The following is a 25,349-nucleotide window of genomic DNA, read 5'->3' as shown; positions in this document are numbered from 1 at the left end:
CTACCTCGCGACTCACCGCGCCGAGATCCCGGCGGGGGGCGCCCCGTTGCAGGGTAGCGTCGCGCCGCTGGTGATGGAGTACGCCGACTTCCGTGCGGCCCAGCCTTTCGGCGACCGCGACGGTATGGCCCTGATCCGGGCGCGCGTGGAACAGCAGCAGCGGGAGGGCCGTAGGTGAGGCGGATGGCGCAGGCGCTGGTGGCGGTGGCGGCGCTGGCGGTGAGCGCGATCACGGCGCAGGCGGCGCCCACTGGGGATGAGCTGCTGGCGCGCAGCGAGCAGGGCGAACGCAGCCACGACTACCGCGGTGTGCGCGCCATTCGTATGTTCTTCCCCGGGCAGGTCGTGGATGCCGTCACCCGAGTGATCCACCGCAAGCCGGCGACGACGCGCACCGAGTACATCTCGCCTCCCGCCATGGCCGGCACCATCATCCTGCAGATCGGCGCCGAGCGCTGGCGTCACTCACCCCGCAACGCCGGTTGGCAGCCGGTGCCCGCGCTCGAGACCGGAAGCACGGAGCGGCTGCGGCGGAACTACGAGCTGCGGGTCACCGGCGGCTCGGTGGTGGCCGGCCGCCGGTGCCTGGTGGTGCTGATTACCCCCAGGCACGAGGGTAACCCGAGCAAGCGCATGTGGGTGGACCAGGCGACGGGACTGGTGCTCCGCAGTGAGCTGTTCAACTGGAAGCAGGACGGCATCAGCACCTCCGCCTTCCGCGAGATTGAGGTTGACCCTGATCTCTCGGCCGAGGCGGAGCGGCTGCGGCCGCCGGTTGCCGCGCCTGGTTTCGCCGCGGCCGGCCCTCCGGGCTTCAAGCCGAGCTATCCGCATCACGTGCCACCCGGCTATGTCCTGGAGGGCACAACTACCATTGATCTGGGCCGCTACCGCGGCGCCCACATCCGCTACGGCGACGGCCTCAACTCGATCTCGCTGTTCCAGGCCCCGGCCAGCGCTTTCGGCACCAGTGGGCCGTTCGCGAGCGAGGGATGGCACTTCACCGAGGTCGTCACCTGGAGACGGGGGGAGATGAGCTACGCCGTAGTGGGCGACATTGACCCCGCGGAGCTGCGCAAGATCGCCGACTCCATGGGCGCTGCCGCTCCCCCTCGCGGCCGCTGATCCTCGCCATCTGCCCCCAGGCTGCCTTGCGATCAGAACAGCCGCGTTGTGAGCCACCTAGGCATCAAGGCATTAGCGGGATCGGGAGTTCGGTACGCCAGGCATCCCACCTAGCAACGTCAACCGCCGGTCGTCAGCGTTGCAGGGACACGGACCTCACGCGGCAAAGACCTCACGCTGGCACCTGTGCCATTCTCTCGGAGGACCTGCGCAGCGTTTGCCGGCTGGGCCCACCGAGGGGCCGCATGCTGCAGGTGCTCGCGACCGCCGGCCTGGAGGAGCGACCTCAATGAGCCCACGCGAGCGATTCAGCCGAATGATGGCCTACGGACCGGTTGAGCAACTGCCGGTGCTTGCGCTGGAACCCTTTGAGGAGAAAACAATCGAGCGATGGCGCAGCGAAGGACTGCCGCCGAACCGTGCCCCCGAGCGTTTTCTGGCCATGTCGAGGCTGGTTCGTGTTCCTGTATTGTTTGACCCTATGCCGGCATTTGAGGAGCAGGTGGTCTCCGAAAGCGACGAGTACGAGCGTGCGACCTCTGTGATGGGGGCCACGGTTCGTCGGCGCAAGGACAACCCGTTGATGTTCTACGGTCATATCGACCATCCCGTGAAGTCGCGCATGGACTGGGAGCACTACAGGCAACGGTTCAAAGCCGGCTCTCCCCAACGGTTGCCGGACGACTGGGCGGACGCGGTGGCGCCTCGCCTCGACGCGTGCAGTGATCCGGTTGGCCTGTGCCTCTACCCGTTCTTCTTTCGACTGGGCTTCTACGCGATGGGCATGGAGCGCTTCCTCTCCGCCTTCTACGAGGCGCCCGACCTCATCCACGACATGTTCTCCTATTGGAGCGAGTTCGTCCTGGAAACCGTGCGGCCGATCTTGGGAACCGTGAAACTGGACTACGCTGTAATCGCCGAAGACCTCGCCGGCAAAAACGGCCCCTTGATCTCACCGAATTGCTACCGGGAGTTCTGGTCTCCGTACCAGACTCCCGTCATTGAGATGCTGCGCGATCACGGTGTGCCTTTGATCTGCCAGTGGACGTCTGGGCGGGTTGACCTCTTGCTGCCGGAGATGATGGATCAGGGGTTCAACTGCACTTGGCCGATGGAGGTCATGGCCGGGATGGATGCCGTGGGTCTGCGCCAGCGCTTCGGACGGAAGCTGCGGATGGCCGGCAACATCGCCAAGGAGGCGGTCATCGCCGGGCCGCGCGCCATTGATCGTGAGGTCGAGCGTCTGATGCCGCTGGTGCGCGAGGGCGGCTTTATTCCCGCACTGGACGACGTCGCATCGCCCGACATGCCGTTCTCGCACTACCGCTACCTGATCGACAAGCTGCACGCCGTCCGCCTTGACGGGTGACAAAGTCGAGCCATGCGGATAACGACCGCGCAGCAATTGGCCCGCGCCCGTGACGAATGCCAGGGCTTGTGCGCATCACGGGACGATTCGCTGCGGCTGTGGGCATGTTGACCTCCGGTTCCAGGGCCTTGCCCCTTGGTCGTCCGGTTGCGGCTACAGCGTCACCCGGTCCTTCATGTCGGCGAACCGCTTGGGCCCGATGCCCGGCAGTTGATCGAGCTCCTCGGCGCCGGCGTGGTTGAGGTTGACCTTCCCCACCGCCGCCGGCGCCGCCCCCGCGCGCGGCCGGCGCGGCCTGGCGTCGCCCTTGCTCGGGCCGGCTGCAGGCTGCGGGGCGCGGCTGTTGGTGGCGTCGGCGCCGGCGGCCGATTCCGCGGCGGCCGGCACGTACAACTGCTGGCCGTCCACGACCTCCGCCGCCAGGTTGACCGCCGTCAGATCGGCGCGCGGGGTGGCGCCCCCGGCGAGCTTGATGATGTCATCCGCCCGCGCCCCGGCCGCGATCTTGAAAAGCCCGGGCCGGTTGACCTCGCCCACCACATGCACCGTGATCATCTCACCCGCGCGCGCGGCGGGCGCGTCAGTGAAGAACGGCTCGGCGGGTGCGTTGGCGTGTGAACCAACCCACCACATGGCCCCGCCGGCGGCCACCAGCGCCACCAGCAGGACCGCCAGCGCCACCTGCTCGCCGCGTGAGAAGAAGAACATGTCCGTCACTTCGCGCCGCGCCCAAGGCGGGGGTGCGATCAGCGGTCAGCCGCGAACTGCGCCCCGCCGTGCTCCACGAACGCTCGGCACGCGTAGTCCTGCCACTCGGGCTTCACGCCGATAGCCTCGTTTGAGCCGTAGTAGCCGGCGATGAACCCGGCGTAGCCGCGGTCCTGCCCGAAGCGCCCCAGTTGCTCCACCAGTTGCCGGGCGAAGGATTCGATCAGGCCGCGATTCCCCGTCGGCAGCACCCGCTGGATGTCCACCGGGCACCAGAGGTTGACTCGCCCCCCGAAGTGCGTCGCCAGCCGCTCGACGCCGAACAACCCCGGCTGATCAAGCTGCACAACGGCGATGCCGCACTCGATGAGATCGGGGATGATGTCCCAGATGTAGCCGCAGGAGTGCATCCACACGTGCAGGCCGCGCTGCCGCGCCGCCGCGCACAGGCGCGCGAAATCGGGCTTGAATATCTCGCGCCACATCGCCGGGCTTACCAGCAGCCGATCCTGGGTCCCCCAGTCCTCCGCGAACATGACGCCGTCGGCGCCGACGCGCGCCCAGCGGTCCATGCACGCGACCAGCAGTTCCACGACGCGGTTTGCCAGCGTGCGCACCTGCTCCGGGTGCAGCAGCAGGTCGGCGAGGAAGATGTCCATGCGCCGCAGGTAGCGCATAATGGCGAAAGGGAAGCCCGGCAGCCCGCCGAGGTGATAGCGCTGCGGGTGCTCAGCGAACACCTGCCGCGCCTGCTCGTAGCGCCCGGGCTTGTCATAGGCGGGCATGACGTAGCTGTCGAGATCGCTCCAGTCACCAAGCGCCCCCTCGACTACCTCGCCCTTGGAGTGAGCGTCCAGGCTCGCCCACACGTTGCCCCATTCATCCTCCCAGCGCCCGCCGCGTTCGAGATTCCAGGTGCGACGCGGCTGCCAGTCGGGGTCGGCGGCAGCTCTGGCGCGGATCAGATGGTCCGGGTAGGGCGCGGGCAGGCTCATCGGCAGACGCGGCGCGCCGTCAAAGGCCAGGGATCGCAGCACTACGTCTCGGCTCTCCAATTCGTCACCTCCTCCGCGGCGGTCGCGCGCGGGCTTATTCGGCGGCTATGACAGCAGTTCCTCCGCGCGGATGCGGAACTCCATCGGCGGGCACGCGTAAATCGCCCGCAGCCGGCCCTCGATTACGAGCCGATTGCGCAGGCGCTTTACGCTCGGCGATTCCAACGCGCAGTCGCCCACCAGCACCACTCGCCCCGGCAGGTCCTCCGGCGGCTCCGCCCCCCGACCGATCACCAGCGTCAGCGGCTGCTGCGGGCTCAACTTGTCCTTCCGCACCAGCGCCTCCAGCCCCCGGCGCGTGTAGTACTGGCACGCCCGGCAGTAGTCCCCGGCGCACACCGTCAGGCCCGGGAACTTCTCGGGCGAGAGCTCCAGGTCGGGGCGCGCGAAGGTGCGCCGCACCGAGTCCAGCGGCGGCCCGGTGGTGCGTAAGCGACTCAGGTCGGCGACACCCAGCCCGCGCTCGGCGGCAATGCGCGTGGTGTCAATCTCCAGCGGGTCGAAGCCCATGGCGTAACCGGCAACCGCGTCGAGCGCGACCGGATCGGTGCTCGCCATGATGACGCCCATGGCGACCGGGCGGCCGGCGCTGGCGTGGTCGCTCTCCTGCGCCAGCAGCCCATCGAGGAGGTTGAGGACGGGGCGCTTGACCAGCAACAGGTCCACCAGCTTGCGCGGCAGGTGGTAATCGCGGTAGTGGTGGGAGCAGGCCTTGTCGAAATCGGAGATAATGCCGTGCAGGTTCTTGATCGCGAGGGTGACCAGGGTCAGGCTGTGCACCTTCATCACCGGCAGGTTGATGAGCACCTCCGCCTCGACGATGGTGCGGGGGACGCGGGCGCGGTGGAGCAGGTCCGCCCCCGGGATTTCGATCTCGACGAAGTCATCCTCCTCGAGGGCGACGAACGGGATCTTCGCGGCCCGCAGCGCCGCGGCCATGCCGGTGGCCTCGGCGCAGGCGCGCGTGGTGTTGTGGTCGGAGCGGAAGCGGGCGGTGGAGATGCTGCGCCCTTCGGCGACGATGACCTCGCCCGCGCCGGCGGCGCGCGCCAGCTCGGCGACGGCAAGGACGACCCGGGGATCGGTCGTCGTCGGCGGCGGGTAGGGGGCGAAGATGTTGGGCTTGAGGACCACCCGCGCGCCGCGGGGAACCAGGTCGCGCAGGTTGCCCGCGCCCGCCACCGCGGCGCGCACCGCGCGCATGACCGATGCGTCGTCGCTCCGCTCGGCGCGCGCCAGGGCGACCACCGGCGGGGGTTCCAAGGGGCTGGGTGTCATCGCTGCCTCCTATCGCCTCCCCGCGCCGGCCTCAATCGCGGACGCTGCGGCTTGCGGCGGCGGGGTGAGCCTGTACACCACGTAGGCGCGAGCGGGGCTGACCCGGTCCACCGTCCACCCCAGTACTCGCAGGCCGTCGGTGAGGTAGAAGATGTCGTCCCATTTCTGCAGCATCACCAGGTAGGCGGGACCGCTGCGCAGCGCGATCGCGTGCACCGCCAACGCCCGGTCGCGGCCCCGGGTGGGCAGCGAATAGGAGAGGTGATAGGGGATGCTGCTCGGGGTCTTCAGCCCCACGAAATCCACCATGCGGAACGAGGTCGCATATGAGATGTAGCCCACGTCGTGAACTAGCAGCAGCGTGTCGGGCGACAGATTCTGCCGGCACCAGGCGGCGACCCCCTCCAGTTCCTCGGTGGTGAAGGCGACGCCCGCCCGGTGCTCGCGCCACCGCTGGGGCAGCCAGATGGCGGACTGCACCAGCGCCAGCACCAGGATCGCCAGCGCCGCCGTGCGCACCCACTTCGCCCGCTGCGCGAACCCCGAGGCGATCGCGTACAGAAACACCGGCAGCAGGACATAGAGGTAGCGCTGCTCACAGTGCAGGAACGCCCCTGGGAAGTCCATGAGGTAGGCCGCGATCACCGCGCCGATAAACGCCAACCCCACCGCGCCCGTCGGCGTCAGGAACAGCAGCGGCACCCCCAGCAGCAGGAAGCCGAGGTAGTGCCCGAAATGCACGAGCGCCGGCAGCACGGCCTCGTAGAGCTTGAGGTCCGTCGGCGCGTAGGCCTCCGCAAAGAACGCGCGCTTGGCGCCGATGGTGGAGGCATAGGGCGCGCCGGTGGTGACCCAGTACCACAGCACCCACGGCGCGGCGGCGGCCACCGCCAGCAAGATGGCGATCACCACCGGGCGCACCGGGTCCGCGGTCGCCGGGGCGGCGCGCCACTCGCGCCGCGCGTGCAGAACCAACAGCAGCCCCGACACGACGACCAGCTCCGGGCGCAGGAAAGGCAGCACCCCGCACGCCACCGGCACCCAGCGCCGGCGCATCGGATCGTTGAACAGCGCCAGCGCCCACACCAGCCCTGCCATCGCCAGCCCGGTCTCCATGCCGTTGAGCAACTGGTAGGTGACACGCGCCACCATCAGCCCCAGCGCCACCAGCAGCACCGCCCCCAGTGCCGGCGCGCGATGCAAGAACGCCAATCGCGCCAGCCCCAGCGCGTACGCGAGGATCGCCAGCCACAGCGCCCCCGCCCCCGCCCATGCCGCGGGCAGCGCGAACATCAACCCGTACACCAGCGCTAGGTGGATGGCGCTGGTGGCGCCAGCCAATGCCGGGGTGCTGGCGAAGTTGGGATCGCGCCCCGAGTGCAGCACTTGCGCGTTGTGGAGCGTGATGTAGGCGTCGTCCACCGTGAACACTGGCGCGCCATAGATGGCTGCGTGCAGGATGAAGGCAATGAGCACGAAGCCGCTGACGCCGAGGTACACCCGGCGCTGGTGCCGGGGCGAGGCCGCCGCCGGCTCGACGATGGGCGGCGCGTCCTTGGGGCGGCGGGGTCTGCGCTTCATGTAGTCCAGTTTCGGCGCAGGGTGGGTGCGCCCCTCCCGCCGCAGGCGGGCAAGGCTCAGGGTGACATCACTCGTTGGGTGAACGCTTCACGCTCGGAATGCATGGTCTCGGTCTATCCCGGGGGGCGCGTCATCAGCAGGTAAACGAACAGCAAGAGGATGGCGGCAGCGATGCCGACGCTGAGGGCGATCATCGCCCACCCCAGGGGGCGAAAGGGGTGGCCGCGCAGGCGCACGCGCAGGTCGACGTAGCGCCAGATGCCGATGACCTCCATCGCCAGGGCGACCAGGACGAAGACCGCGCCCGCCCAGCCCGACCAGACCGGGTCGCGGTGGGGGAGGGCGACGCCGTCATAGGGACCTATTTGCACCCTGGCGATGACGTACCCCAGCGCCGCCGCCGCCAGGGCCGTGCGCGTCCACGCCAGCAGCGTGCGCTCGTTGGCCAGGTGGTCGCGGATGATCCCGGTCGGCCCCTCGGGGCCTGCTGCATGATTTCCCATGGTCGTCCTCCCGCTGTCGCTTCGACGCCCGCGGCGCAACGTACTGCGAGGTGAGCGAGAGCGGGAGCTTCTGCGGGCCCGCTACGGCGCAGGCGCACGCTCTCCCCGCCACGCAGTCCGCGCAGCCCGCTCGGAGCGATGTGCCTGAGGCCGGACGCGCATGGGCCTCAGGCCGCCGTCACCGGGCCGGCGGCGCCCCCGGCGGGCGCATAGTGGCGGGCACGCGCGTCCATCCCAGGTGCTTGCACGCCCGCAGGCGGTTGACCCCGGCCAGCACCCGATAACGGCCGTTCGGCAGGGGTTCGAGCACCAGCGGCTGCAGCAGCCCGACCGCCTCGATATGGTGCGCGAGGTCTGCGATCGCCTCCTCCTCATGCGGCGGCAGCGATCCGGGGACCCAGGCATCGTCGATCTCGACGACCGCGATCTCCTGCACCTGCTCGTCCTTGTCGGGATAACGGAAGCGTTCCGCCGACAACGTGTGGCGGTAGGAATAGACGTAGGGGATGGCGAGGTCCACCCGCAAGTCGCGCTGGAAGTCGCGGAAGATGCGCCGGGTGAGCTCGTGGGTGATGCGCGGGCGGTCGGTGGCGAGGGTCATGTAGCGCAGGCGCATGTAAACCCCGTAATCGTAGAAGTCAGAGCGGATGTAGGGCTGCTGACCGGTCTCGGCGATGATGCGCCCGGTGACGTCGCGCGCGGCGTTGAGCAGAATCTGCTCAGCCGCCTCCCAGTCCGAGTTGAAGGTGATGCGGACGATGACCTCATCCAGGAAATGCGCCTGCTCGTCGGCGCCCATCTCCGGCGTGTAGTTGATGACGACCTGGGTGAAGAGCATGGCGTTGGGGATGAGGATGTGGCGACCGATGGCCTCTTCGCTGCCGATGGTGCCGCCGACCTGGTTGAGCGAGGTGTACATCAAGCCGATGTCAATGACGTCGCCGTTCATCCCGAGCGACGGCAGCATGATGCGGTCGCCGACGCGGAAGGGGCGCTTGATGTTGATCAGCGCCCACGCCGCCATCCCGCTCACCGGCGCCTGCAGCGACCAGCCCAAGAGCATGCCGCCGAACAGCGCGAATCCGGCCCCGAGCACGCCGATGCGGCCGACGGACACCAGGATGGCAAGCCCTATCGCCAGCGCCGCCGCGAAGCGCACCAGCCCGCCCAACATGCGCACTTCACCCGGCGCGCCGCGGCGCAGAGTGACCTGGGCGCCGATGAGCAGCATGATCAGTTGGTTGGCGGCCACAATGCCGAAGACCACCGCCAGCAGCAGCAGCACGGGCCATCCGTGAATCTCGGCCCCCTTCTCCACCACGCTGGGGAGAAAGCCGAAGGAGACGTTGCGCCGCTGCAGCTCGATTAGCCCGGCGGTGAGCATGCCGAAGACGACCAGCAATACGGCGTTACGTTTCACGCTCATCTATGCACCCGCATCCCCATCGCCGGCGTTAGCGCCTGGCGTCGGATCCAGGTGACTCCTCCGCAGTCGTTCTTCTGTGGCGCGGCGTCGGCTCCTGCCAAGCCGCGGGCCGCTAGACAGATATCAACGCCCGACAGCGTCCGGCGGGCACGTCCGCCCGCGGGCGCGTTCGATTCTGGTGGGGAGAGTCGGGCGATCCCCCCTCCCCGCGAACGCGCCCCGTCCCCGCCGGTTGCAGCGAGTGGTGGCGAGGGGTAGAATGATGCGGGCCGCAATCGGCCCACTGGGGGATCCGCCATGACAAGCGAACAGACGAAAGGCGCCAGGCTGCCGCTGCGCTTCAGGGTGCAACATCCCCGTTGTTACCTGCTCCTGGGGGTCGAGGGGATAGCCCTGGTCGCACTCTACACATTTGTCTACCTGGCGTTTCTGCGCATCACGGGCATGGGGCGTCTGCCGGGGATGAATCCCCTGGTCGGGATTGCCATCGGATTGGGAGGCGGCCTCTGTGCGGTGGCGGTGGAGGGCCGCCGACTGGGCACTCATTTCGAGGCGGAGGCCCGCGCGCTGGCCTTTCGTGATCGGCTGTCGCGGCGGGCCAAGCTCCGAAGGCTGTCAATCCCGGGGATCTTCCTGGTCACCTGGGGCATCCTGTACCTCGCGGCGCGCTACCAAGACCCGCCTGCTTCCTATTTATTGACGGGAATGGGCGCGTTGTTCGTGCCGTTGGTTTTCCTCTACCGACCGGCCGTGTCCATCTACGACCGCGCCCGGCAGCTCCTGCTCGAGGCTTCCGACTCCCCCGGAACCGGAGAAGCGACGAGGGCGCATCGGCCCGGCAGGCTGGTGGCCTGGAGCTACCCGCTGGGGGTGGTCTCGGTGATCGGCGTACTGGCGCTGGGGGCCTGGCTGGAGTGGGGTGTGCCGTTCCTGGCCGAGCGCGAGCCGAAGGAATACGTCACCGCGGTGCAACCTGGCGGTAAGGCCATTCGGCTCACCTACGGCGCGTCTGCCAGCGCGCCCGCGATCTCGCCGGACGGCAAGCTTGTGGCCTATGTTCGGTCCACGGCCCTGTTTTCCAGCCGAATCGAGATCATGCGACCGGACGGCGCCGGCAAACGGCAGGTCCGGGGAGGCACAAGCCCTGCGCTTTCCATGTTCTACCCCCCGACCTGGTCGCCGGATGGATCGCGCCTTCTGCTGATCGCGCAGGTGCTTCCCCCCATCAAGAGCTGGGCCGAGCTGCCCAAGTGGCTCGATAGCCCGGCTTATGACCTGTGGACGGTTGACGTGGCCACGGGCGCGACCCGCCGGTTGACGACCGACGGCGACTACAGGGGTGCGGCCTGGGTGTCCTCGGGGCGCAGGATCGCCGCCCTCAGGAAGGGCAGTGGCAAGGCCGCCCGTCTGTGGTTGATGGACGAGAACGGCGGCAGCCGGCGGGAGGTGGCGAAGCTGAAGCTGCGGCCTGCATCGTCGGCGATTCAGCCCTGGCGCGGTGGGCGGGAGCTGGTCGCGGTGGGGCGCCGTGAGTCCGCCGGCATCTGGTCGGTGGATGCAATCACCGGGGAAGCGACTCTCTTATCGGACCTGAAAGCTTACTGGGCGCTGCCGCTCGATGCGGAGCGGCTGGTGATCGGGGTGCGCGGGCAGGCCCATCCGCCCCTTGAGCGCGCCATCTCGGTGGGCGTGCTCGACGCACGCACGGGGGAAGTCCGCTGGGTGCTGCGCGACATTCAGGGGAGCATCTCGAGCCCGGTCCTGGTCCGCGACGCGCCGGTGGTTCTCTTTCCTCTGTGGGTGCTCGATAGCCAGGACTTGTGGGCGCTGCATCTGAAGCGCGGCAAGCTGCGGCGGGTGACCAGAGACGCCGGCATCTGTACCGTCGCCGTCGCCTCCAACGCATCGGCGATCTTCTACACCGGCGACGCCGGGGAGCCGCAAGCGTCCGGCCTGCTCTCCCTCGACCAGGCCATCTGGCGGCTGACGCCGAGCCGTCCGCTCGCTTCCTGGTGAGCGCGCCGCTTGCTCTTCTCGTACATGATTCGGGCTAGATGATCCCCTCCCGTCTCATCCAGTCCACGGCGCGCTCCAGCGTTTGCTCCGGCGTGTAGCGCGGCGCGTACCCGAGGCGCGCGGCAATCTTCGTCAGGTCGGGGCACATGTGCGCCCGGAAATGGAAATGAGCACCCAGGGCCGGCGAGATATTGGTGGCGTAGTCCTGCCAACTGTGCCACTCGATAGGGATGGTCACGCCGTAGATCCGGGCGTAGGCCTCGATGAACTTCACCGCGGTGAGCGCATAGCGCGAGCCGACGTTGAAGATCTCCCCGGTGGCGCGCTCGCGCTGCTGCACCGCGAGGAAGAAAGCGCGCGCGATGTCTTCCGCGTCACAGGGCCCGATGAGGTTCTGCCCCGGCTCGGGCAGCGGCACCGGCTCGCCCCGGCGATGCGCCGCGTGCACCTCGACGCTCCGACCGCCGAGTCCCTCCAGCGGGACCTTGCCGGGGCCGCAGATGTTGGGCGGCATGATGGCGGTGAAGGCGAAGCCCTCCCCGCGCGCCTGTTCCTGCATCTCCAGCAACTCCCGATAGCGCTTGGCGTACCCCTCGAACGGGCACTCCGTCTGCGTCTCCTCCGGTGTCGGCACGGCCTTGGGTTCGCCGAACATCCAGATTGACCCGCACGCGACGTAATGCTTGCACGTCTCGCGCGCGGCGTCATAGGTGCCGTGCACGTCGGCCCCCAACATGTCAATGATGACCTCGGCGCCGATGGTGCGCATGCATTGCGCCCACTGGTCGTCTTGCCCTCGGTAGGAGCACTTGACCGCCTTTACCTTCTCCCATGCTCCGGTGGTCGGCATCGGAGTGCGTCCGCTAGTCACCACGGTCACGTCGCACCCGTCGCCTACGAGCATGGGCACCAGGTTCTGCCCGACATGCCCGCTGCCGCCGATCACGCAAACCTTCATCTTGCCTTCCTCCGTCTCCGCCAGTGTCCACTTGGTTGATTTCCCGCCGGCGGGGCCAATCCCTGCATCCGGCGCAAATGCGCAAACCCGCCCCCGTCTCGTTGACAGCGCACATGTCAGCCCCCGGGCATCCGTGTGGTGCAGGCAGCGAGCCGGGGGGAGGCGAAATGCAGGGTGTGAACGTCGTGCTGGTCCACACCAACCGCGAGCGCGCCCCCCAGCCGGTGATACCCCTGGGGCTGTGCCTGGTGGCATCGTCCCTGGCTGCGCGCGGCTTTCAGGTGCGAGTGCTCGACCTGTGTTTCTCGCGGCATCCCCTGCGCGATGTCGAGCGCGCGCTGCGGCAGTGGCGTCCGGACGTTATCGGCTTGTCCGTGCGCAACCTCGACAACGGCGAGTTCTTCCGCCCGCGCGCTTACCTGTCCGAGATCGCCGCCATCGCCCGCGCCTGCCGCGAGCACTCAACGGCGACGCTCGTCATCGGCGGGCCAGCGGTGAGCATCGCCCCCGCGCAGATGCTCGAGCGCGCGGGCGCCAACTACGCCGTGGTCGGCGAGGGCGAGCAGGCACTGCCGGCGCTGCTGGAGCGGCTGGCGGCCGGGCGTTCGCCCACCGACCTCCCCGGAGTGTGCACGCGCGGCCAGGCCGACGCCGTCCCCGGCCCCGGCCGCTGCGAGGACTTGGACGCCCTGCCTCCGGCCGAACCTGGCCGCTGGCTGGAGGTCGGCCGCTATCTGCGCGGGGGCGGCACCCTGCCCCTGCAGAGCAAGCGCGGGTGCGCCCTCAAGTGCGTCCACTGCACCTACCAGTTGGTGGAGGGCACGCGCTACCGCTTCCGTTCGCCCGCGGCGGTAGTCGCGGAGATGGGGGAGGCGCGGCGGCGGTGGGGGGCGCGGCGTTTCGAACTGGTGGACTCGACCTTCAACCATCCCCCGCGCCACGCGCTCGCGCTGTGCGAGGCCATCGCGCGCGCGGACCTGCGCGCCGACCTCTACACCATGGGACTGAATCCTACCGGCACGTCGCCGGAGATGCTGCGGCTGATGCGGCGCATCGGGTTTCGTTCGGTGCTATGCACGCCGGACAGCGGCTCCGAGCGCATGCTGCAGACGTTGCGCAAGGGCTTCGGCGTCGAACAGGTCGCCCGCACCGCCGCCTGGGCGCGCGACGCCGGTCTCTCGGTGCTATGGTCGTTCCTCTTCGGCGGGCCGGGCGAGACCGAGCAAACCGTGCGCGAGACGCTGCGATTCATGGAGACGGCGTTGGGGCCGCGGGACCGCATTCTGTGCACGGTGGGCGTGCGCGTCTATCCGGGTACCGAGCTGGAGCGCATCGCACGCGAGCAGGGCGCGGTGTCGCCGCAGGCCGACCTGACGGAGCCGGTGTTCTACTTCTCGCCGCAGGTATCGCCCGCGCGCGTCCTGGCGATGATTGAAAGCTCGTCGCGGCGCTCGCAGATGCTCTATCTGGAGGCGCTGCAAGGCCGCACCATCCCCTGGGTGCTGCACCTGCGCGCCGCCCTGCGTTTGCCCGGCGCGGGGTGGGAGGGCGTGCCGCTTTACAATCGGCTGACGCGCCGGCCGCGCATCGGCATGGTCGCGCCGGGCGGCTCCTCGCGCGGCCGGTAGGCGCGCAAGGGGTGTGACCGATCTTAGTGGGGATGGTTGGGCGACGCTACTGCGGCGCCGGTACCGCCGGGGGCGGCGTTACCACACTTGATCGCTGATGATGCACAGGATATTCGGGCGCTGGGCCATGGCCGATGCGCTCCCTCCTCACTCGGGCGCAAATCCTGCGCCGTAGCGCTGCAGCGAGGCGAAGTCACCAATGTCGCGGCGCGGGCGTGCCTGCGGCTTCTCGGCGGCACGGCCGACGGTCGCTGCCGCCACCACGCGCATGGTCTCCGGGACCCCCAGCACCTCTCGCAGCCGCTCCTCATCGAATGCGCCCACCCAGCATGCGCCGTAGCCCAGGCTGGTCGCCGCCAGCACCAGGTTCTCCATCGCAATCGCGGTGTCCACCTCGCACCAGCGTTCGCTCACACTCGGGTCACCCAGGCCGACGACGATGGCCGCCGCTCCCGCCATCCACTCCTGGTGTTGGCATGCCGCGGCCACCCGCTCGCGCAGCGGCGGGTCGGTGACCACGACCAGATGACATGACTGGCGGTTGCCCGCCGAGGGCGCCTGCCGTGCGCATTCCACCATCGTCGCCAGATCACCCGTCGCGATGGGTGAGTCCAGATACCGGCGCACGCTACGGCGATTCAAGATGACCTCAATCGTGTCCATAGGTTCGCGTTCCCTCGAATGAGATTGCCGTGGGCGGTTACCGGATAGGCGGCCCGACCGGTCGGGGCAAGATAGCCGCGACCTCAGCGAAGTCACGCCCGCACGCCGCCCCTACTTGCCGAGGCGCCCGATGACGGCGCTCAGCTCGTCGGCGCCAATGGCGCCCGCGCGCAGGATGGCGGGCGGATGCGCGGTAAAGTCAACGACTGTGGATTCCACGCCTCCGCGCGTGCGTCCTGCATCCAGCAGCAGGGCGATCCTGCCTGTGAGCTGTGACCACACCACCTGCGGATCGCCGGTGCTGCCGCGGCCGCTGAGGTTGGCGCTGGTGGTGGCGAGCGCGCCGCCGCACTCGTCCACCAGGCGCAGCGCGAGCGGATGGCGCGGGATTCTGATGCCGATCGTGCCTTGTGACACCAGCGCCGCGGGCGCGTCTTCGCGCGCGCGGGCGACGATAGTCAGCGGCCCCGGCCAGAAGTGGCGGGCCGCGAGCTCCAGGGCGGGGGTCATCGCCGCCACGTAGCGGCCGAGGCGGTCGGCGGCGGTGATGAAAAGCACCAGCGGTACCCGCCGCGGTCGCCCCTTGGCCTCGTAAACCGCGGCCACCGCCCGCGCATCGTCAGGGCGGCAGCCGATGCCGTACACGGTGTCGGTGGGGAAGGCGACGAGGTCGCCGGCCCCAATCAGCGCCGCTGCCTGGCGCAGCGCCGCCCCCGCGGGCTCCGCCGGGTCAACCCGGAGCACCTGCGTCTCGATCATGATGACGAGGAGCCACCGTCGCCGGTGCCGACCTGCTCGATCAGTCGCGCGCGTTCAAGCTCGGCTAGCGCCTCCACCAGGGGATGGAGACCGCCATCCAAGATCGCTTCGAGGCCGTGCCAGGTGCGCCCGATGCGATGGTCGGTCACGCGGTCCTGGGGGAAGTTGTAGGTGCGGATCTTCTCGCTGCGGTCGCCGGTGCCGACCTGGCTGCGGCGAGCGCGCACAATCTCGCCCTGCTGCTCCGCGCGCATCTTCTCCCACAGGTGGGCGCGCAGCACCCGCATCGCCTTCTCGCGGTTCTGATGCTGGCTGCGCTCATCCTGGCACGACGTCACCAGCCCGGTGGGAAGATGGGTGATGCGCACCGCGGTGTCCGATTTCTGCACGTGCTGCCCCCCGGCGCTGGAGGCGCGGTAGGTGTCAATCCTGAGGTCGGCGGGATTGATCTCGACCTCGATCTCCTCCGCCTCCGGCAGCACCGCCACCGTCGCCGTCGAGGTGTGGATCCGCCCCTGGGCCTCGGTCGTCGGCACCCGCTGCACGCGGTGCACCCCGCGCTCGTGCTTGAGGCGGCTGTAAGCCCCGCGCGCGGCAACCGAGAAAATGATCTCTCTCATGCCACCCATCTCGCTCGGGCTCGAGCTCAGCACCTCCACCCCCCATCGCTGCGCCTCCGCGTAGCGCGCGTACATGCGGTAGAGATCGGCGGCGAACAGTGCCGCCTCCTCGCCCCCGGCGCCCGCGCGAATCTCGACGATCACATCCTTCTCGTCGTTGGGGTCGCGCGGCAGCAGCCCCTCGATCAGCCCCGCGATCAACTGCCTCCGCCGCGGCTCCAGCCGCTCCAGCTCCCCGCGCGCGAGCTCTTGCAACTCGGGGTCCTCGCCGGCGAGCACTCCCTGCGCCTCCGCAATCTGCGCCCGCACCGACCGCAGCTCACGGAACTGGCCCACCACCTCCTCCAGCCGCGCGCGCGCCTGCGACACGCGCCGCAGCCGCGCCGGGTCGGAGAACGTCTCCGGCCGCGCCAGTTCCTCCCCGAGTTCCTCGTAGCGCCGCTCGAGCTCGGCGAGACGGTCCTCCATTTCCGGGGTGACTTGCTGGCTCATGAGTTGATCACCGCGATCGCTCGATCACGCCGCGATCGGCGCCAGGGCGATGCGTTCCCTATTGAGAGTCGCTCGAAGAAGCCCCCGACCGGCTTGCGGCTTCAGCCTGCAACGCCGCCTCCATCGCTCGCCGCGCCACTTCGATCTGGTCGGGCGTAGGCTCGGCGGTGGTCAGGCGTTCCAGCCACATCCCGGGCGCGATGAGCGCGCGCACCACCAGCGAATCGCCGTGGCGCCCCGCCAGGCGCGTCAGCTCGTAGGCGATGCCCGCAACCAGCGGCAGCACCGCCACCCGGCTCGCCAGCCGAACCCACAGGCTCGGCCACCCCAGGACCGCGTGCACCAGCACCCCGACCACGATCACGTTGAAGATGAAGCCGGTACCGCAGCGGCGATGGATGACGCTGAACTCGTCCGCCGCCGACAGCGGCCGCCCCGCCTCGTAGGCGTTGACCACCTTGTGCTCCGCGCCGTGGTAGCGAAACAAACGCCGAATATCCCGCAGGCGCCCGATGATGAGCACGTAGATGACAAACAGCAGCCCCCGCGCCAGGCCCTCCAGCGCGTTGAGCGCGAAGGAGTTGGTGGTCACGCGGTGGATCGCCGCGCTCGGCGCCAGTACGAATAGGCCGACGCCCAGCACGAATGCCGCCGCGATCGAGAGGTTGAAGTACCACCCGCTGACCGGCTTCTGCCCCTCGGCCTCGACCGCGAGGTTAGCGGAATGAATGAGCGAGCGAAAGCCGATGGACAGGGCGTCAATCAGGGCCGGGGTGCCGCGAACCAAAGGCAAGTTGAGCCGGGGATAGCGCGTGAGCAGCGACCGCGTCGGCTCGACGTTGACCGCGATGTTATCATCCGCGACGCGGCAGGCGGTGGCCACGTGGCGCGGCCCGCGAATCATTACGCCCTCTATTACCGCCTGCCCCCCATAGGGGGTATCGTGCTGCATCACGCAACCCATGCGGACCCGTTGGTGCGCGCGCGGCGGCTACGAGCGCTTGCTTGTCTTGGCGGCCTGCTGCTGCGCCGCTTGCTGCTCGTAGCGCGCGTATTTCTGCCGGAACCGCTCAACTCGTCCCTCGGTGTCAACCAGCTTCTGCTTGCCGGTGAAGAACGGGTGGCAGCTCGAGCAGATTTCGACGCGGATCTCGGGCTTGGTCGCCCGCGTCTCGAAGCTGCTGCCGCACGCACACGTCACCCGCGCACGCACGTATTCGGGGTGAATGCCTTCTTTCATCGCCGTGGTTCCCCAAAAAGCATCCGCTGATCTGGCAGCCCACACCGCGCCTGATCAGCGGCACCTTATGCTACCGCAAACGCGCGCTCTATGTCAAGGTTGCCGGCGCTTGTGGGGGTCGTTCGCGCGGGGTGGGGATTGGCCGCCGGACACAGTCAGGGCTCGCCCGCCGGCAGGCAAACAGGGGCCGTGCGGAGAAACTACGGCGGTAGGGCAGGCGTCCCCGGCCTGCGTAGCCCAGGGGGCGGCTGCGGTGCTCTTGGATGCGAGCGGCAAGGGGGCGAGACGTGTGGAAATGGGTCCTCATAGCCCTGAGTGTCGCGGCGCTGGGAACAGCCGCAGGAACCGGTGGCTCGTGGCTGCCGCCGCTCCTCACTTCGCTTCGTGTGCATCCCGACCGGGTGCAGGCCGTCACGGGGCTGGTGCAGCTCGGAATCGGCGTACTTGATCTCATTATCGCAGTCATCGCGCTGCTCGTAGCCATAAGGAGTCATCGCGAGTGGCAGGCCAACCGCGATCAGGTCGTCGCCGGGCGTGACGTGCAGACAGGCGGGCAGCGAATCGAAGGCTCGGTGGGCGGCGACGCTGCCGGAGGGGACATCAGCTACGGAGACAAGGTCAAGGGCGACAAGTACCAGGCGCAGACGATCAACATCACCCCAGGCCCGCCTGGGGCCGGGACCGCCACCGCCCTCCACCAGCTCCCCTCTCCTCCGAGGGATTTCACCGGACGCCAGGCGGAGCTTCAGGAACTGATCGTTCAGCTTGAGACGCGCGGCGTCACCATCTCCGGCCTGGCGGGGATGGGTGGCATCGGCAAGACCGCGCTGGCGCTGGTGCTCGCCGACCGGCTCAAGCAGGACTACCCCGACGCGCAGTTCTACCTCGACCTCAAGGGCACGAGCGACCAGCCCGTGACCGCCGCCGACGCCATGGCCCACGTCATCCGCGCCTGCCATCCCGACGCCAAGCTGCCGGAGAGCGAAGACGAATTGGCGGGCCTCTACCGCTCCTGCCTCGACGGCAAGCGGGCGCTGGTGCTGATGGACAATGCCGCTTCCGCGGAGCAAGTCAAGCCGCTGCTGCCACCGGCGGGCTGCGTGCTCATGGTGACCTCGCGCCAGCGCTTCACCCTGCCCGGGCTGGTGCGCAAGGACTTGGATGTCCTGCCTGCCGGCGACGCCCGCGACCTGCTGCTCAAGATAGCATCCCGCATCGGCGACCGGGCCGACGAGATCGCCGACCTCTGCGGGCGCCTGCCATTGGCCTTGCGGGCGGCGGCGAGTCTGCTCAACGTGACCCCGGACCTCGACCCGGAGGACTACGCGCAGAAGCTGCGGGATGAGCGCGGGCGGCTGAAGGGCATCGGCAAGGAAGGGGTTGACCTGGACGTCGCGGCGTCCTTTGGCCTGAGCTATGAGCGGCTGCCGGCGGAGGCGGCCTGCGTATTCCGCAGGCTGGCGGTGTTCCCGGGCTCATTCGATGCGGCTGCCGAGGAGCGCGTGTGCGAGGATGAGGGACATGCTCACCTGAGCGAACTGGTGCGGCGCAGCCTGGTCGAGTGGGACAAGGCGACCGGGCGGTACCGCCTGCACGACCTGATGCGCCTGTTCGCCGATGAGCGCCTGGAGGATGCTGAGCGCGCCGCCGCGCAGCGCCGTCATGCCGAGCACTACAAGGCCGTGCTTGCCGCCGCGGACGACCGCTTCCTCGAAGGCGGCGGGGCGATCCTGCGCGGGCTGGCGTTGTTCGATCTGGAGAGGAGCAACATCGAGGCCGGGCAGGCGTGGGCTGCGGGGCACGCCGGGAAAGACGACAGCGCAGCGCGGCTGTGCAGCGCATATCCTGACGCCGGAGCATATGTGCTCGACCTGCGCCAGCACCCGCGGGAGCGGATCGGCTGGCTGGAGAGCGCGCTGGCCGCCGCGCGGAGGTTGAAGGACCGCCAGGCGGAGGGAAATCGCCTGGGCAACCTGGGTATCGCTTACCACCAACTCGGCGAACCCCGCCGCGCCATCGAGTACCACGAGCAGCAGCTAACGATCGCCCGCGAGATCGGCGACCGGCGGGGGGAGGGGAATGCCCTGGGCAACCTGGGCCTGGCCTATGCGGACCTGGGCGAGCCGCGCCGCTCCATCGAGTTCTACGAACAGCATTTGACGATCGCGCGCGAGGTTGGCGACCGGCAAGGGGAGGCCGGCGCGCTGGGAAACCTGGGCAACGCTTACCTGCGTTTCGGCGACGCTCGTCGCGCGGTCAACTACTACGAGCAGGCCCTCGCGATTCACCGCGAGATCGGCGACCGGCGGGGGGAGGGAAATGACCTGGGCAACCTGGGCCTGGCCTATGCGGACCTGGGCGCGCCGCGCCGCGCCATCGAGTTCTACGAGCAGGCGCTTGCTATTGACCGCGAGATCGGCGACCGGCGGGGGGAGGGGAATGACCTCTGGAACATGGCCGTGGCGCTGGATCGGCTCGGCGAGCCCGAGCAGGCTATCGCCAACGCCGAGGCCGCGCTGGCGATTTACGAGCAGATCGAGGACCCCGCCGCCGAGAAGGTGCGGGAGCAACTGGCCCGGTGGCGGGGGGAGGCATAGCCGGCATTATTCATGCCTTGAGACAGGCGTACGCAGGCGAGACGCCTGCGCCACCAAGTATGAATAATGCGCCGTAGGGCAGGATGCCCTTCAGCGCGAGCGCGGCGAGATTCTTCGCTCGCTCATCCCCGGCGCCAGGAGCACTTCATGGAGCATGGCCGCCCCGGCCGTGTGATCGCCCGCACAGGCGAGGGCGCCTATGCTCCGTTTATGACATCACTATGTTGACTGAGAACTTCCCTGAAAAGGGTGAGGGACCGCCCGAAGTCGAACGCCCTAGGGCCGCGGTCAGGTCAGCTCCTCGAACAGATCCTTGGGTACCCCGCACTCGGGGCACACCCAGTCCTCGGGGAGGTCCTCCCAGGCGGTGCCGGGGTTGACCCCGTTGTCCGGATCGCCGACTTGGGGGTCATAGACCCACTGGCAAATGGTGCAGATATACTTCTTCATGTGATTGCTCTCATCGCCGGTCGTTGTCACACCCTCGGCTGGTCGAAATCGGCGGGCGCTGCCGGTCCCCCATCATGCCGCACACGGCCGGGAGCCCCGATGAATGGCTGGGGCCGCCTGATCGGCCCGCCATGGTGGCCCGAAGGGCCTAGCCATCGGGATTCGGAAACGGCTGTGCTACACAGGGCTGACCATCCCCTTGAGCTTGTCCGCCGCCGCCGCGCCCAAGTCATAGCATTCCTGAAGGTCTTTGTCACACGGCACGAACTTGGCCTGGACACCCGCGCCCACCAGCTCGATCTTCATCTCCCGCAGCACATTCTCGATCAGCCCCACCGCCTCCCCGCTCCAGCCGTACGAGCCGAAGGCGGCCCCGACCAGGTTGCGCGGCTTGAGGCCCTTGAGATAGGTCAAGAGGTCCCCGACGGTGGGCAGGATGCCGCCGTTGAGGCAGGGCGAACCGACCACCAGGGCGCCCGCATCCAGCACTTCGGCGGCGACATCGCTGCGGTGGCTGGCCGCGAGCGGCATCAGCACGGCGCTCGCGCCCCCCGCCGCGAGGCCGTCGCAGATGGCGCGCGCCATGAGGTCGGTGCTTCCCCACATGGTGCCGTAGGCGACCACCGCCTTGGTCGTCGGCGGGTGCGCGGCCCAGGCTGCGTAGCGCGCCAGCACCTGGTCGAGATCCTTGCGCCAAATAGGGCCGTGACTGGTTGCGATCACATCAACGGCGAGGTCGAGCTTGCGCACCTTCTCCAGCAGCGCCGTCACCAGCGGGGACAGCGGCATCAGGATGTTGGCGAAGTATCTCGCCGCCTCTTCGCGCACGATGGCATCGTCCACCTCGTCGGCGAAGCGCGCGCTCGACGCCAGGTGCATGCCGAAGGCGTCGTTGGAAAACAGCACCCGCTCCTGCGCCAGGTAGGTGAACATGCTCTCCGGCCAGTGGAGCATCGGCGTCTCGACGAACGCCAGCGTCATGTCGCCCAGGCTCAGGCTCTCCCCCTCTTTGACCGGCGTGATCTCCTGGCCGAAATGGAAGTGGTCGGCCAGCGCGGCCACGCCGCGGCGCGAGGCAAAGACCCGCTCGGGGCGCAGCTCCGCGATCACCCGGGGCAGACAGCCGGAGTGATCGAACTCGGCGTGATTGGAGATGACGTAGTCAATGCGTTGGGGATCAATGACCGACGCGATGCGGGTGACCATCTCGCGCTCGAAGTGGTCCTTGACGGTGTCAATCAGGGTGACCTTGTCGGCGAGGACGAGATAGGCGTTGTAGGAGGTGCCGCGGCCGATGCGGTAGCCGTGGAAGTCGCGCGCCGCCCAGTCTATGGCGCCCACCCAATAGACATGCTCGGTTATCTGCGCCGCCCGCAAGGGTTGGTTCATCGGCTCTGCTCTCCTGTTCGCGGAGCGCTGCCGGGCGCGCCCCGCGCTACGGCTGCTTCACCAGCATCCGGGTCTTGATCTCCGGCGCGTGCAGCAGGGTGTTGTGGATGAGGCACTGATCGGCCACGCGCTCCAGGATTTCGATTTGCCCGGCCGTCAACGGGCCCGGCATGTGGATCTCGACGGCGATGCGCCCGATGCGATGGGGATGCTCGGCGACCTCCCAGTCGAGCGCGATCTCCAGCCCCTCGCAGTTGATCTGATGGCGGTCGCAGTAGGTCACCAGCACCGCGCCGATGCAGCCCCCTAGCGACACCATCAGCAGCTCCGGCGCGCTCGGGTACTCCTTGCCCTTGTCGGAGAACGCGTCGCACGTCACGTGCCCCGAATCGAGATCGGCGCAGAAGTGCAGGCCGTGATGGTAGCGCACGATGGTTGCCATCGCCAACTCTCCCCGTCGGTGTCGGATGCGTGCTTGTTCTCTGCCGCCACGGCGGCGCCTGCCGCAGGCATGTCACGCCTGCACACCATGATCGCGCGGGCGCCGGCCGCAATCCCCGCCCCGCCGCCTGGGGTCCCTCGGAGCAAAGCAGGGCGGACCGCTTACCAGTTCTCGGCCAACAACTCGAAGTGCGCCTGGGGGTGTGCGCATGCCGGGCATACCCCGGGTGCATCTTTGCCCTGGTGCAGGTAGCCGCAGTTGCGGCAGCGCCACACGACCGGGGCCTCCTTCTTGAACACCGTGGCGGCCTCGACGTTGGCGAGCAGGCCCCGGTAGCGCTTCTCATGCTGCTTTTCCGCCACCGCGATGGCCTGGAAGATGGCCGCGACCTCCTTGCGCCCCTCTTCCCGGGCGGTGTCGGCGAAGGAGGGATACATCTCGCCCCACTCGTGATGCTCGCCGTCCGCGGCCGCCCGCAGGTTGTCCGCGGTGGTGCCGATGACGCCGGCGGGAAACGTCGCCTGCACCCGCGCGTCGCCACCCTCGAGCAGATTGAAGAACCGCTTGGCGTGCTCTTTCTCCTGGTTGGCGGTTTCCTCGAAGATGTCGGCGATCTGGATGTAGCCCTCCTTGCGCGCCTGGCTCGCGAAGTAAGTGTAGCGATTGCGCGCCTGTGATTCCCCGGCAAACGCCGTCAGCAGATTGACCTCGGTCCTGGTTCCCTTGAGTCCAGCCATGTTCACTCCTTACCCTTGATCTCCGGCCTGCTATTCCCAGTTACCATTCTGACGCCTGCCGAGGAACTCTGTCAATGCCCCCGCTTGCTGGGGTGTGACCTCGAACAATGGGGGGCGCCCCTGGGCGCGCCCCGACAGGTCGGGGCGCGGATGTAGGGGCAAGGCATGCCTTGCCCCTACGAGGTCGCGCCCGATGCATCGCCCAACCATCCCCACTATTGATGATTGCATATCAAATGGAACGCGGCGCGCACCAAAACGAGCGTGTATTCGTGCCTTGGCCGTTCCATTGGCAATGCAAACGTCAACAAGACCGATCACCCCCTCCTGTGAGCGACACCTTCCATCGCCAGCGGCTGTCGCCGCCGGGCAGGAGAACGCAGCGGGGGCAAGGAAAATGCCAGGGCCGTCTGCGCGCGCTTGATCGGGGCCTCACGGCAAGCCCGCGTGCATGGTGAAAGGGAGATTGCGCGATGCGAGATCGCATGCAGGAGGCGCTGCGCGGAAGCGGCGCCGACTACGCGGAGATCAGGATCGAGCGCGAGGAAGGGACGGCGCTGAGCTTCCGCGGAGCGGAGCTGGACCAGATCGTGACCGGCAGCTCCGTGGGCGGGATGGCGCGCGCGCTGGTGCGGGGCGGATGGGGGATCGTGACCTTCAACGACCTCTCCGAGCTGCGGGAGAAACTGCGGGAGGCGGCAGCCTGCGCCCGGCTGGTGGCGCGCGAGCGCGGCGAGCTGGCCGAGGTGTCGCGCATCGAGCAGGCGATCCCGGCGCCGGCGATGGAGCGCGATTTCCGCGGGGTGCCGGTGGCGGAGAAGAAGCGCGTCATCGAGCAGTACAACGACCTCATGCTGGGGCTGCACCCGCGCATCCACACCACGCACGCGAGCTACTCGGACCGCTACCGGCAGGTCTATTTCGCCAACAGCGAGGGCAGCTACTTCGAGGACACGCGGCCCGACGTGACGGTCGCCCTGACCGCGGTGGCGCGCGACGGTAACCTGGTGCAGCAGGGGCGGGAGCGCGTCGGGCGCGCCGGGGGATTCGAGGCGGCGGTCGGGCTGGAGGCCAAGGCCGAGGCCGCCGCGCGCCGCGCCGCCGATCTGCTCGCGGCGCCGCCGGTACAGGGCGGCAGCTACACGGTTGTGCTCGACCCGCAGCTCGGCGGGGTGTTCGCCCACGAGGCCTTCGGCCACCTCAGCGAGGCCGACCACGTGTACGAGAACGAGAAGCTGCGCGAGCTGATGACGCTGGGCAAACGCTTCGGCCCGAACCACCTGAACATCGTGGACGACGGTTCGCTGCCCGGCGGGCGCGGCACCCACCTGCTGGATGACGAGGGCGTGCCCACGCGCAAGACGCACCTGGTCAAGGACGGCATTCTCGTCGGCCGCCTTCACAACCGCGAGACCGCCGCCAAGATGGGCGAAGCGGTCACCGGCAACGCCCGCGCCGTGGGCTGGAGCTTCGCCCCGATCGTGCGCATGACCAATACCTACATCGAGCCGGGAACGGCGTCCTTCGAGGACCTGATTCGGGACATCGAGCTGGGGCTCTACGCCCGCGACATGATGGGCGGCCAGACGATGATGGAGATGTTCACCTTCAGCGCGGCTTACGGCTACATGATCCGCAGCGGCGAGGTCGCGGAGCTGGTGCGCGATGTCGTCCTCACCGGCAACGTGTTCCAGACGCTGCACAACATTGACCTCATCGCCGACGACCTCGCCTGGGACGACGGGGGCGGAGGCTGCGGCAAGGGAGGCCAAAGCCCGCTGCCGGTGGGGCTGGGCAGCCCCCATGTGCGGATGCGAGAGGTCGTGGTGGGAGGACGGCAGTGATCGAACGGGCGCTGGAGTTGGCAAGCGGATACGGGCCGGCTGAGATCACCTTCGCCCAGGGGCGCTCAACGCGCGCCGAGTACGAGGATGATCGGCTGAAGCAGGTGGGGGTCGCCCAGGGCTCTCACCTGGGGGTGCGGGTGATCGTGGACGGCAGGCTTGGCCGCGCCTCCGCCACCGATCCGCGGGAGGCCGAGGCGGTCGTCGCCCGGGCGGTGGAGCTGGCCGAGTTCGGCAGCGAGGTCAAGTTCGATTTCCCCGGCTCGGCGGTCGCTCCGCAGGTGAAGACCTACGACCCCGAGGTGGAGCGCACCCCAAAGGCGGAGCTGGTGGCGGCGGGCGCGGAGATGCTGGCGCTGGTGAAAGCCTACAACGCGGAAATCAAGGTGGGGGCCGGCGCCTCCTGGTCGGTCGGAGAGCGCCGCCTGGTCAACTCCAGCGGTCTCGACCTCAGCGACCGCGGCAGCAG

Annotated in this window: 23 protein-coding genes; 7 read left to right on the top strand and 16 right to left on the bottom strand. The window is 68.7% G+C overall.

Going from position 1 to position 25,349, the window contains the following annotated elements; all coding sequences use genetic code 11:
- Positions 1–183: 183 nt before the first annotated feature.
- Together VM221_10645 and VM221_10640 are read left to right on the top strand one after the other, a co-directional pair.
- Positions 184–1,125, top strand: coding sequence for a sigma-E factor regulatory protein RseB domain-containing protein (locus VM221_10645; GenBank protein HUT75274.1), 942 nt, complete (start codon positions 184–186; stop codon positions 1,123–1,125).
- Between the two features lie 289 nt (positions 1,126–1,414).
- A complete protein-coding gene (locus VM221_10640) occupies positions 1,415–2,494 on the top strand; it encodes a uroporphyrinogen decarboxylase family protein (GenBank protein HUT75273.1) in 1,080 nt (359 codons plus the stop codon).
- A gap of 153 nt (positions 2,495–2,647) precedes the next feature.
- On the opposite strand, the gene VM221_10635 is transcribed toward VM221_10640, so the two are convergent.
- The 6 genes from VM221_10635 to VM221_10610 form a co-directional block, all read right to left on the bottom strand.
- A complete protein-coding gene (locus tag VM221_10635) occupies positions 2,648–3,202 on the bottom strand; it encodes an SLBB domain-containing protein (GenBank protein ID HUT75272.1) in 555 nt (184 codons plus the stop codon).
- Positions 3,203–3,240: 38 nt separating this feature from the next.
- Entirely contained in the window at positions 3,241–4,257 is a 1,017-nt protein-coding gene (locus tag VM221_10630; protein ID HUT75271.1) for a uroporphyrinogen decarboxylase family protein, read from the bottom strand.
- Between the two features lie 45 nt (positions 4,258–4,302).
- The gene (locus VM221_10625) at positions 4,303–5,535 is read right to left on the bottom strand and encodes a DUF362 domain-containing protein (protein ID HUT75270.1); all 1,233 of its coding nucleotides are present in this window, start codon (positions 5,533–5,535) and stop codon (positions 4,303–4,305) included.
- Between the two features lie 9 nt (positions 5,536–5,544).
- Positions 5,545–7,116, bottom strand: coding sequence for a hypothetical protein (locus VM221_10620; GenBank protein HUT75269.1), 1,572 nt, complete (start codon positions 7,114–7,116; stop codon positions 5,545–5,547).
- Between the two features lie 113 nt (positions 7,117–7,229).
- Positions 7,230–7,619, bottom strand: a complete 390-nt coding sequence (locus VM221_10615) for a DUF202 domain-containing protein (protein HUT75268.1) — start codon at positions 7,617–7,619, stop codon at positions 7,230–7,232.
- A 178-nt stretch (positions 7,620–7,797) separates the two neighbouring features.
- The gene (locus VM221_10610; protein HUT75267.1) at positions 7,798–9,045 is read right to left on the bottom strand and encodes a ParB N-terminal domain-containing protein; all 1,248 of its coding nucleotides are present in this window, start codon (positions 9,043–9,045) and stop codon (positions 7,798–7,800) included.
- Between the two features lie 297 nt (positions 9,046–9,342).
- Here VM221_10610 and VM221_10605 point away from each other — a divergent pair, with 297 nt between their 5' ends.
- The gene (locus VM221_10605) at positions 9,343–11,061 is read left to right on the top strand and encodes a hypothetical protein (GenBank protein HUT75266.1); all 1,719 of its coding nucleotides are present in this window, start codon (positions 9,343–9,345) and stop codon (positions 11,059–11,061) included.
- Between the two features lie 34 nt (positions 11,062–11,095).
- Here the strand turns inward: VM221_10605 and VM221_10600 are convergent, their stop codons facing one another.
- Positions 11,096–12,019, bottom strand: coding sequence for an NAD(P)-dependent oxidoreductase (locus VM221_10600; protein HUT75265.1), 924 nt, complete (start codon positions 12,017–12,019; stop codon positions 11,096–11,098).
- Between the two features lie 167 nt (positions 12,020–12,186).
- On the opposite strand from VM221_10600, the gene VM221_10595 reads away from it, so the two are divergent.
- On the top strand, positions 12,187–13,647 hold the full coding sequence (locus tag VM221_10595; protein HUT75264.1) for a radical SAM protein: 1,461 nt from the start codon (positions 12,187–12,189) through the stop codon (positions 13,645–13,647).
- 147 nt (positions 13,648–13,794) lie between these two features.
- Here VM221_10595 and VM221_10590 read toward each other — a convergent pair whose 3' ends face one another.
- The 5 genes from VM221_10590 to rpmE form a co-directional block, all read right to left on the bottom strand.
- Positions 13,795–14,310 (bottom strand): nitroreductase family protein, encoded by a 516-nt coding sequence (locus VM221_10590; protein HUT75263.1) that lies wholly within the window; start codon positions 14,308–14,310, stop codon positions 13,795–13,797.
- Between the two features lie 111 nt (positions 14,311–14,421).
- Positions 14,422–15,069 (bottom strand): L-threonylcarbamoyladenylate synthase, encoded by a 648-nt coding sequence (locus VM221_10585; protein ID HUT75262.1) that lies wholly within the window; start codon positions 15,067–15,069, stop codon positions 14,422–14,424.
- Positions 15,066–16,157 (bottom strand): peptide chain release factor 1, encoded by a 1,092-nt coding sequence (gene prfA, locus VM221_10580; GenBank protein HUT75261.1) that lies wholly within the window; start codon positions 16,155–16,157, stop codon positions 15,066–15,068. The genes VM221_10585 and prfA overlap by 4 nt, the downstream gene beginning before the upstream one ends.
- Before the next feature lie 82 nt (positions 16,158–16,239).
- Positions 16,240–17,085: a DUF1385 domain-containing protein gene (locus tag VM221_10575; GenBank protein ID HUT75260.1), complete on the bottom strand. Its 846-nt coding sequence runs from the start codon at positions 17,083–17,085 to the stop codon at positions 16,240–16,242.
- A gap of 87 nt (positions 17,086–17,172) precedes the next feature.
- A complete protein-coding gene (gene rpmE, locus VM221_10570; protein HUT75259.1) occupies positions 17,173–17,421 on the bottom strand; it encodes a 50S ribosomal protein L31 in 249 nt (82 codons plus the stop codon).
- 287 nt (positions 17,422–17,708) lie between these two features.
- Here rpmE and VM221_10565 point away from each other — a divergent pair, with 287 nt between their 5' ends.
- Complete coding sequence (locus VM221_10565) at positions 17,709–20,018, top strand: tetratricopeptide repeat protein (GenBank protein ID HUT75258.1); 2,310 nt, start codon at positions 17,709–17,711, stop codon at positions 20,016–20,018.
- 288 nt (positions 20,019–20,306) lie between these two features.
- Here the strand turns inward: VM221_10565 and VM221_10560 are convergent, their stop codons facing one another.
- From VM221_10560 to VM221_10545, 4 genes are all read right to left on the bottom strand, one after another.
- The gene (locus VM221_10560; GenBank protein HUT75257.1) at positions 20,307–20,468 is read right to left on the bottom strand and encodes a rubredoxin; all 162 of its coding nucleotides are present in this window, start codon (positions 20,466–20,468) and stop codon (positions 20,307–20,309) included.
- Between the two features lie 177 nt (positions 20,469–20,645).
- Positions 20,646–21,857 (bottom strand): FprA family A-type flavoprotein, encoded by a 1,212-nt coding sequence (locus tag VM221_10555; GenBank protein ID HUT75256.1) that lies wholly within the window; start codon positions 21,855–21,857, stop codon positions 20,646–20,648.
- 46 nt (positions 21,858–21,903) lie between these two features.
- Entirely contained in the window at positions 21,904–22,299 is a 396-nt protein-coding gene (locus VM221_10550; GenBank protein ID HUT75255.1) for an OsmC family protein, read from the bottom strand.
- Between the two features lie 161 nt (positions 22,300–22,460).
- Complete coding sequence (locus VM221_10545) at positions 22,461–23,036, bottom strand: rubrerythrin family protein (GenBank protein ID HUT75254.1); 576 nt, start codon at positions 23,034–23,036, stop codon at positions 22,461–22,463.
- Positions 23,037–23,509: 473 nt separating this feature from the next.
- Between VM221_10545 and VM221_10540 the strand changes: the two genes are divergently transcribed.
- Together VM221_10540 and VM221_10535 are read left to right on the top strand one after the other, a co-directional pair.
- On the top strand, positions 23,510–24,880 hold the full coding sequence (locus VM221_10540; protein HUT75253.1) for a TldD/PmbA family protein: 1,371 nt from the start codon (positions 23,510–23,512) through the stop codon (positions 24,878–24,880).
- Positions 24,877–25,349 (top strand): DNA gyrase modulator (locus VM221_10535; GenBank protein HUT75252.1); only part of this gene is annotated, 473 nt, incomplete at its 3' end. The genes VM221_10540 and VM221_10535, both read left to right, overlap by 4 nt.

This window comes from Armatimonadota bacterium (genome assembly GCA_035527535.1).
Taxonomy (GTDB): domain Bacteria; phylum Armatimonadota; class Hebobacteria.
This window is presented reverse-complemented; position numbering and strand designations above follow the sequence as displayed.

Coding starts and splice junctions, on each gene's coding strand:
- VM221_10645 (HUT75274.1), top strand. CDS start 184: ATGGCGCAGGCGCTGGTGGCGGTGGCGGCGCTGGCGGTGAGCGCGATC.
- VM221_10640 (HUT75273.1), top strand. CDS start 1,415: ATGAGCCCACGCGAGCGATTCAGCCGAATGATGGCCTACGGACCGGTT.
- VM221_10635 (HUT75272.1), bottom strand. CDS start 3,202: ATGTTCTTCTTCTCACGCGGCGAGCAGGTGGCGCTGGCGGTCCTGCTG.
- VM221_10625 (HUT75270.1), bottom strand. CDS start 5,535: ATGACACCCAGCCCCTTGGAACCCCCGCCGGTGGTCGCCCTGGCGCGC.
- VM221_10620 (HUT75269.1), bottom strand. CDS start 7,116: ATGAAGCGCAGACCCCGCCGCCCCAAGGACGCGCCGCCCATCGTCGAG.
- VM221_10615 (HUT75268.1), bottom strand. CDS start 7,619: ATGGGAAATCATGCAGCAGGCCCCGAGGGGCCGACCGGGATCATCCGC.
- VM221_10610 (HUT75267.1), bottom strand. CDS start 9,045: ATGAGCGTGAAACGTAACGCCGTATTGCTGGTCGTCTTCGGCATGCTC.
- VM221_10605 (HUT75266.1), top strand. CDS start 9,343: ATGACAAGCGAACAGACGAAAGGCGCCAGGCTGCCGCTGCGCTTCAGG.
- VM221_10600 (HUT75265.1), bottom strand. CDS start 12,019: ATGAAGGTTTGCGTGATCGGCGGCAGCGGGCATGTCGGGCAGAACCTG.
- VM221_10595 (HUT75264.1), top strand. CDS start 12,187: ATGCAGGGTGTGAACGTCGTGCTGGTCCACACCAACCGCGAGCGCGCC.
- VM221_10590 (HUT75263.1), bottom strand. CDS start 14,310: ATGGACACGATTGAGGTCATCTTGAATCGCCGTAGCGTGCGCCGGTAT.
- VM221_10585 (HUT75262.1), bottom strand. CDS start 15,069: ATGATCGAGACGCAGGTGCTCCGGGTTGACCCGGCGGAGCCCGCGGGG.
- prfA (HUT75261.1), bottom strand. CDS start 16,157: ATGGAGGACCGTCTCGCCGAGCTCGAGCGGCGCTACGAGGAACTCGGG.
- VM221_10575 (HUT75260.1), bottom strand. CDS start 17,085: ATGATTCGCGGGCCGCGCCACGTGGCCACCGCCTGCCGCGTCGCGGAT.
- rpmE (HUT75259.1), bottom strand. CDS start 17,421: ATGAAAGAAGGCATTCACCCCGAATACGTGCGTGCGCGGGTGACGTGT.
- VM221_10560 (HUT75257.1), bottom strand. CDS start 20,468: ATGAAGAAGTATATCTGCACCATTTGCCAGTGGGTCTATGACCCCCAA.
- VM221_10555 (HUT75256.1), bottom strand. CDS start 21,857: ATGAACCAACCCTTGCGGGCGGCGCAGATAACCGAGCATGTCTATTGG.
- VM221_10550 (HUT75255.1), bottom strand. CDS start 22,299: ATGGCAACCATCGTGCGCTACCATCACGGCCTGCACTTCTGCGCCGAT.
- VM221_10545 (HUT75254.1), bottom strand. CDS start 23,036: ATGGCTGGACTCAAGGGAACCAGGACCGAGGTCAATCTGCTGACGGCG.
- VM221_10540 (HUT75253.1), top strand. CDS start 23,510: ATGCGAGATCGCATGCAGGAGGCGCTGCGCGGAAGCGGCGCCGACTAC.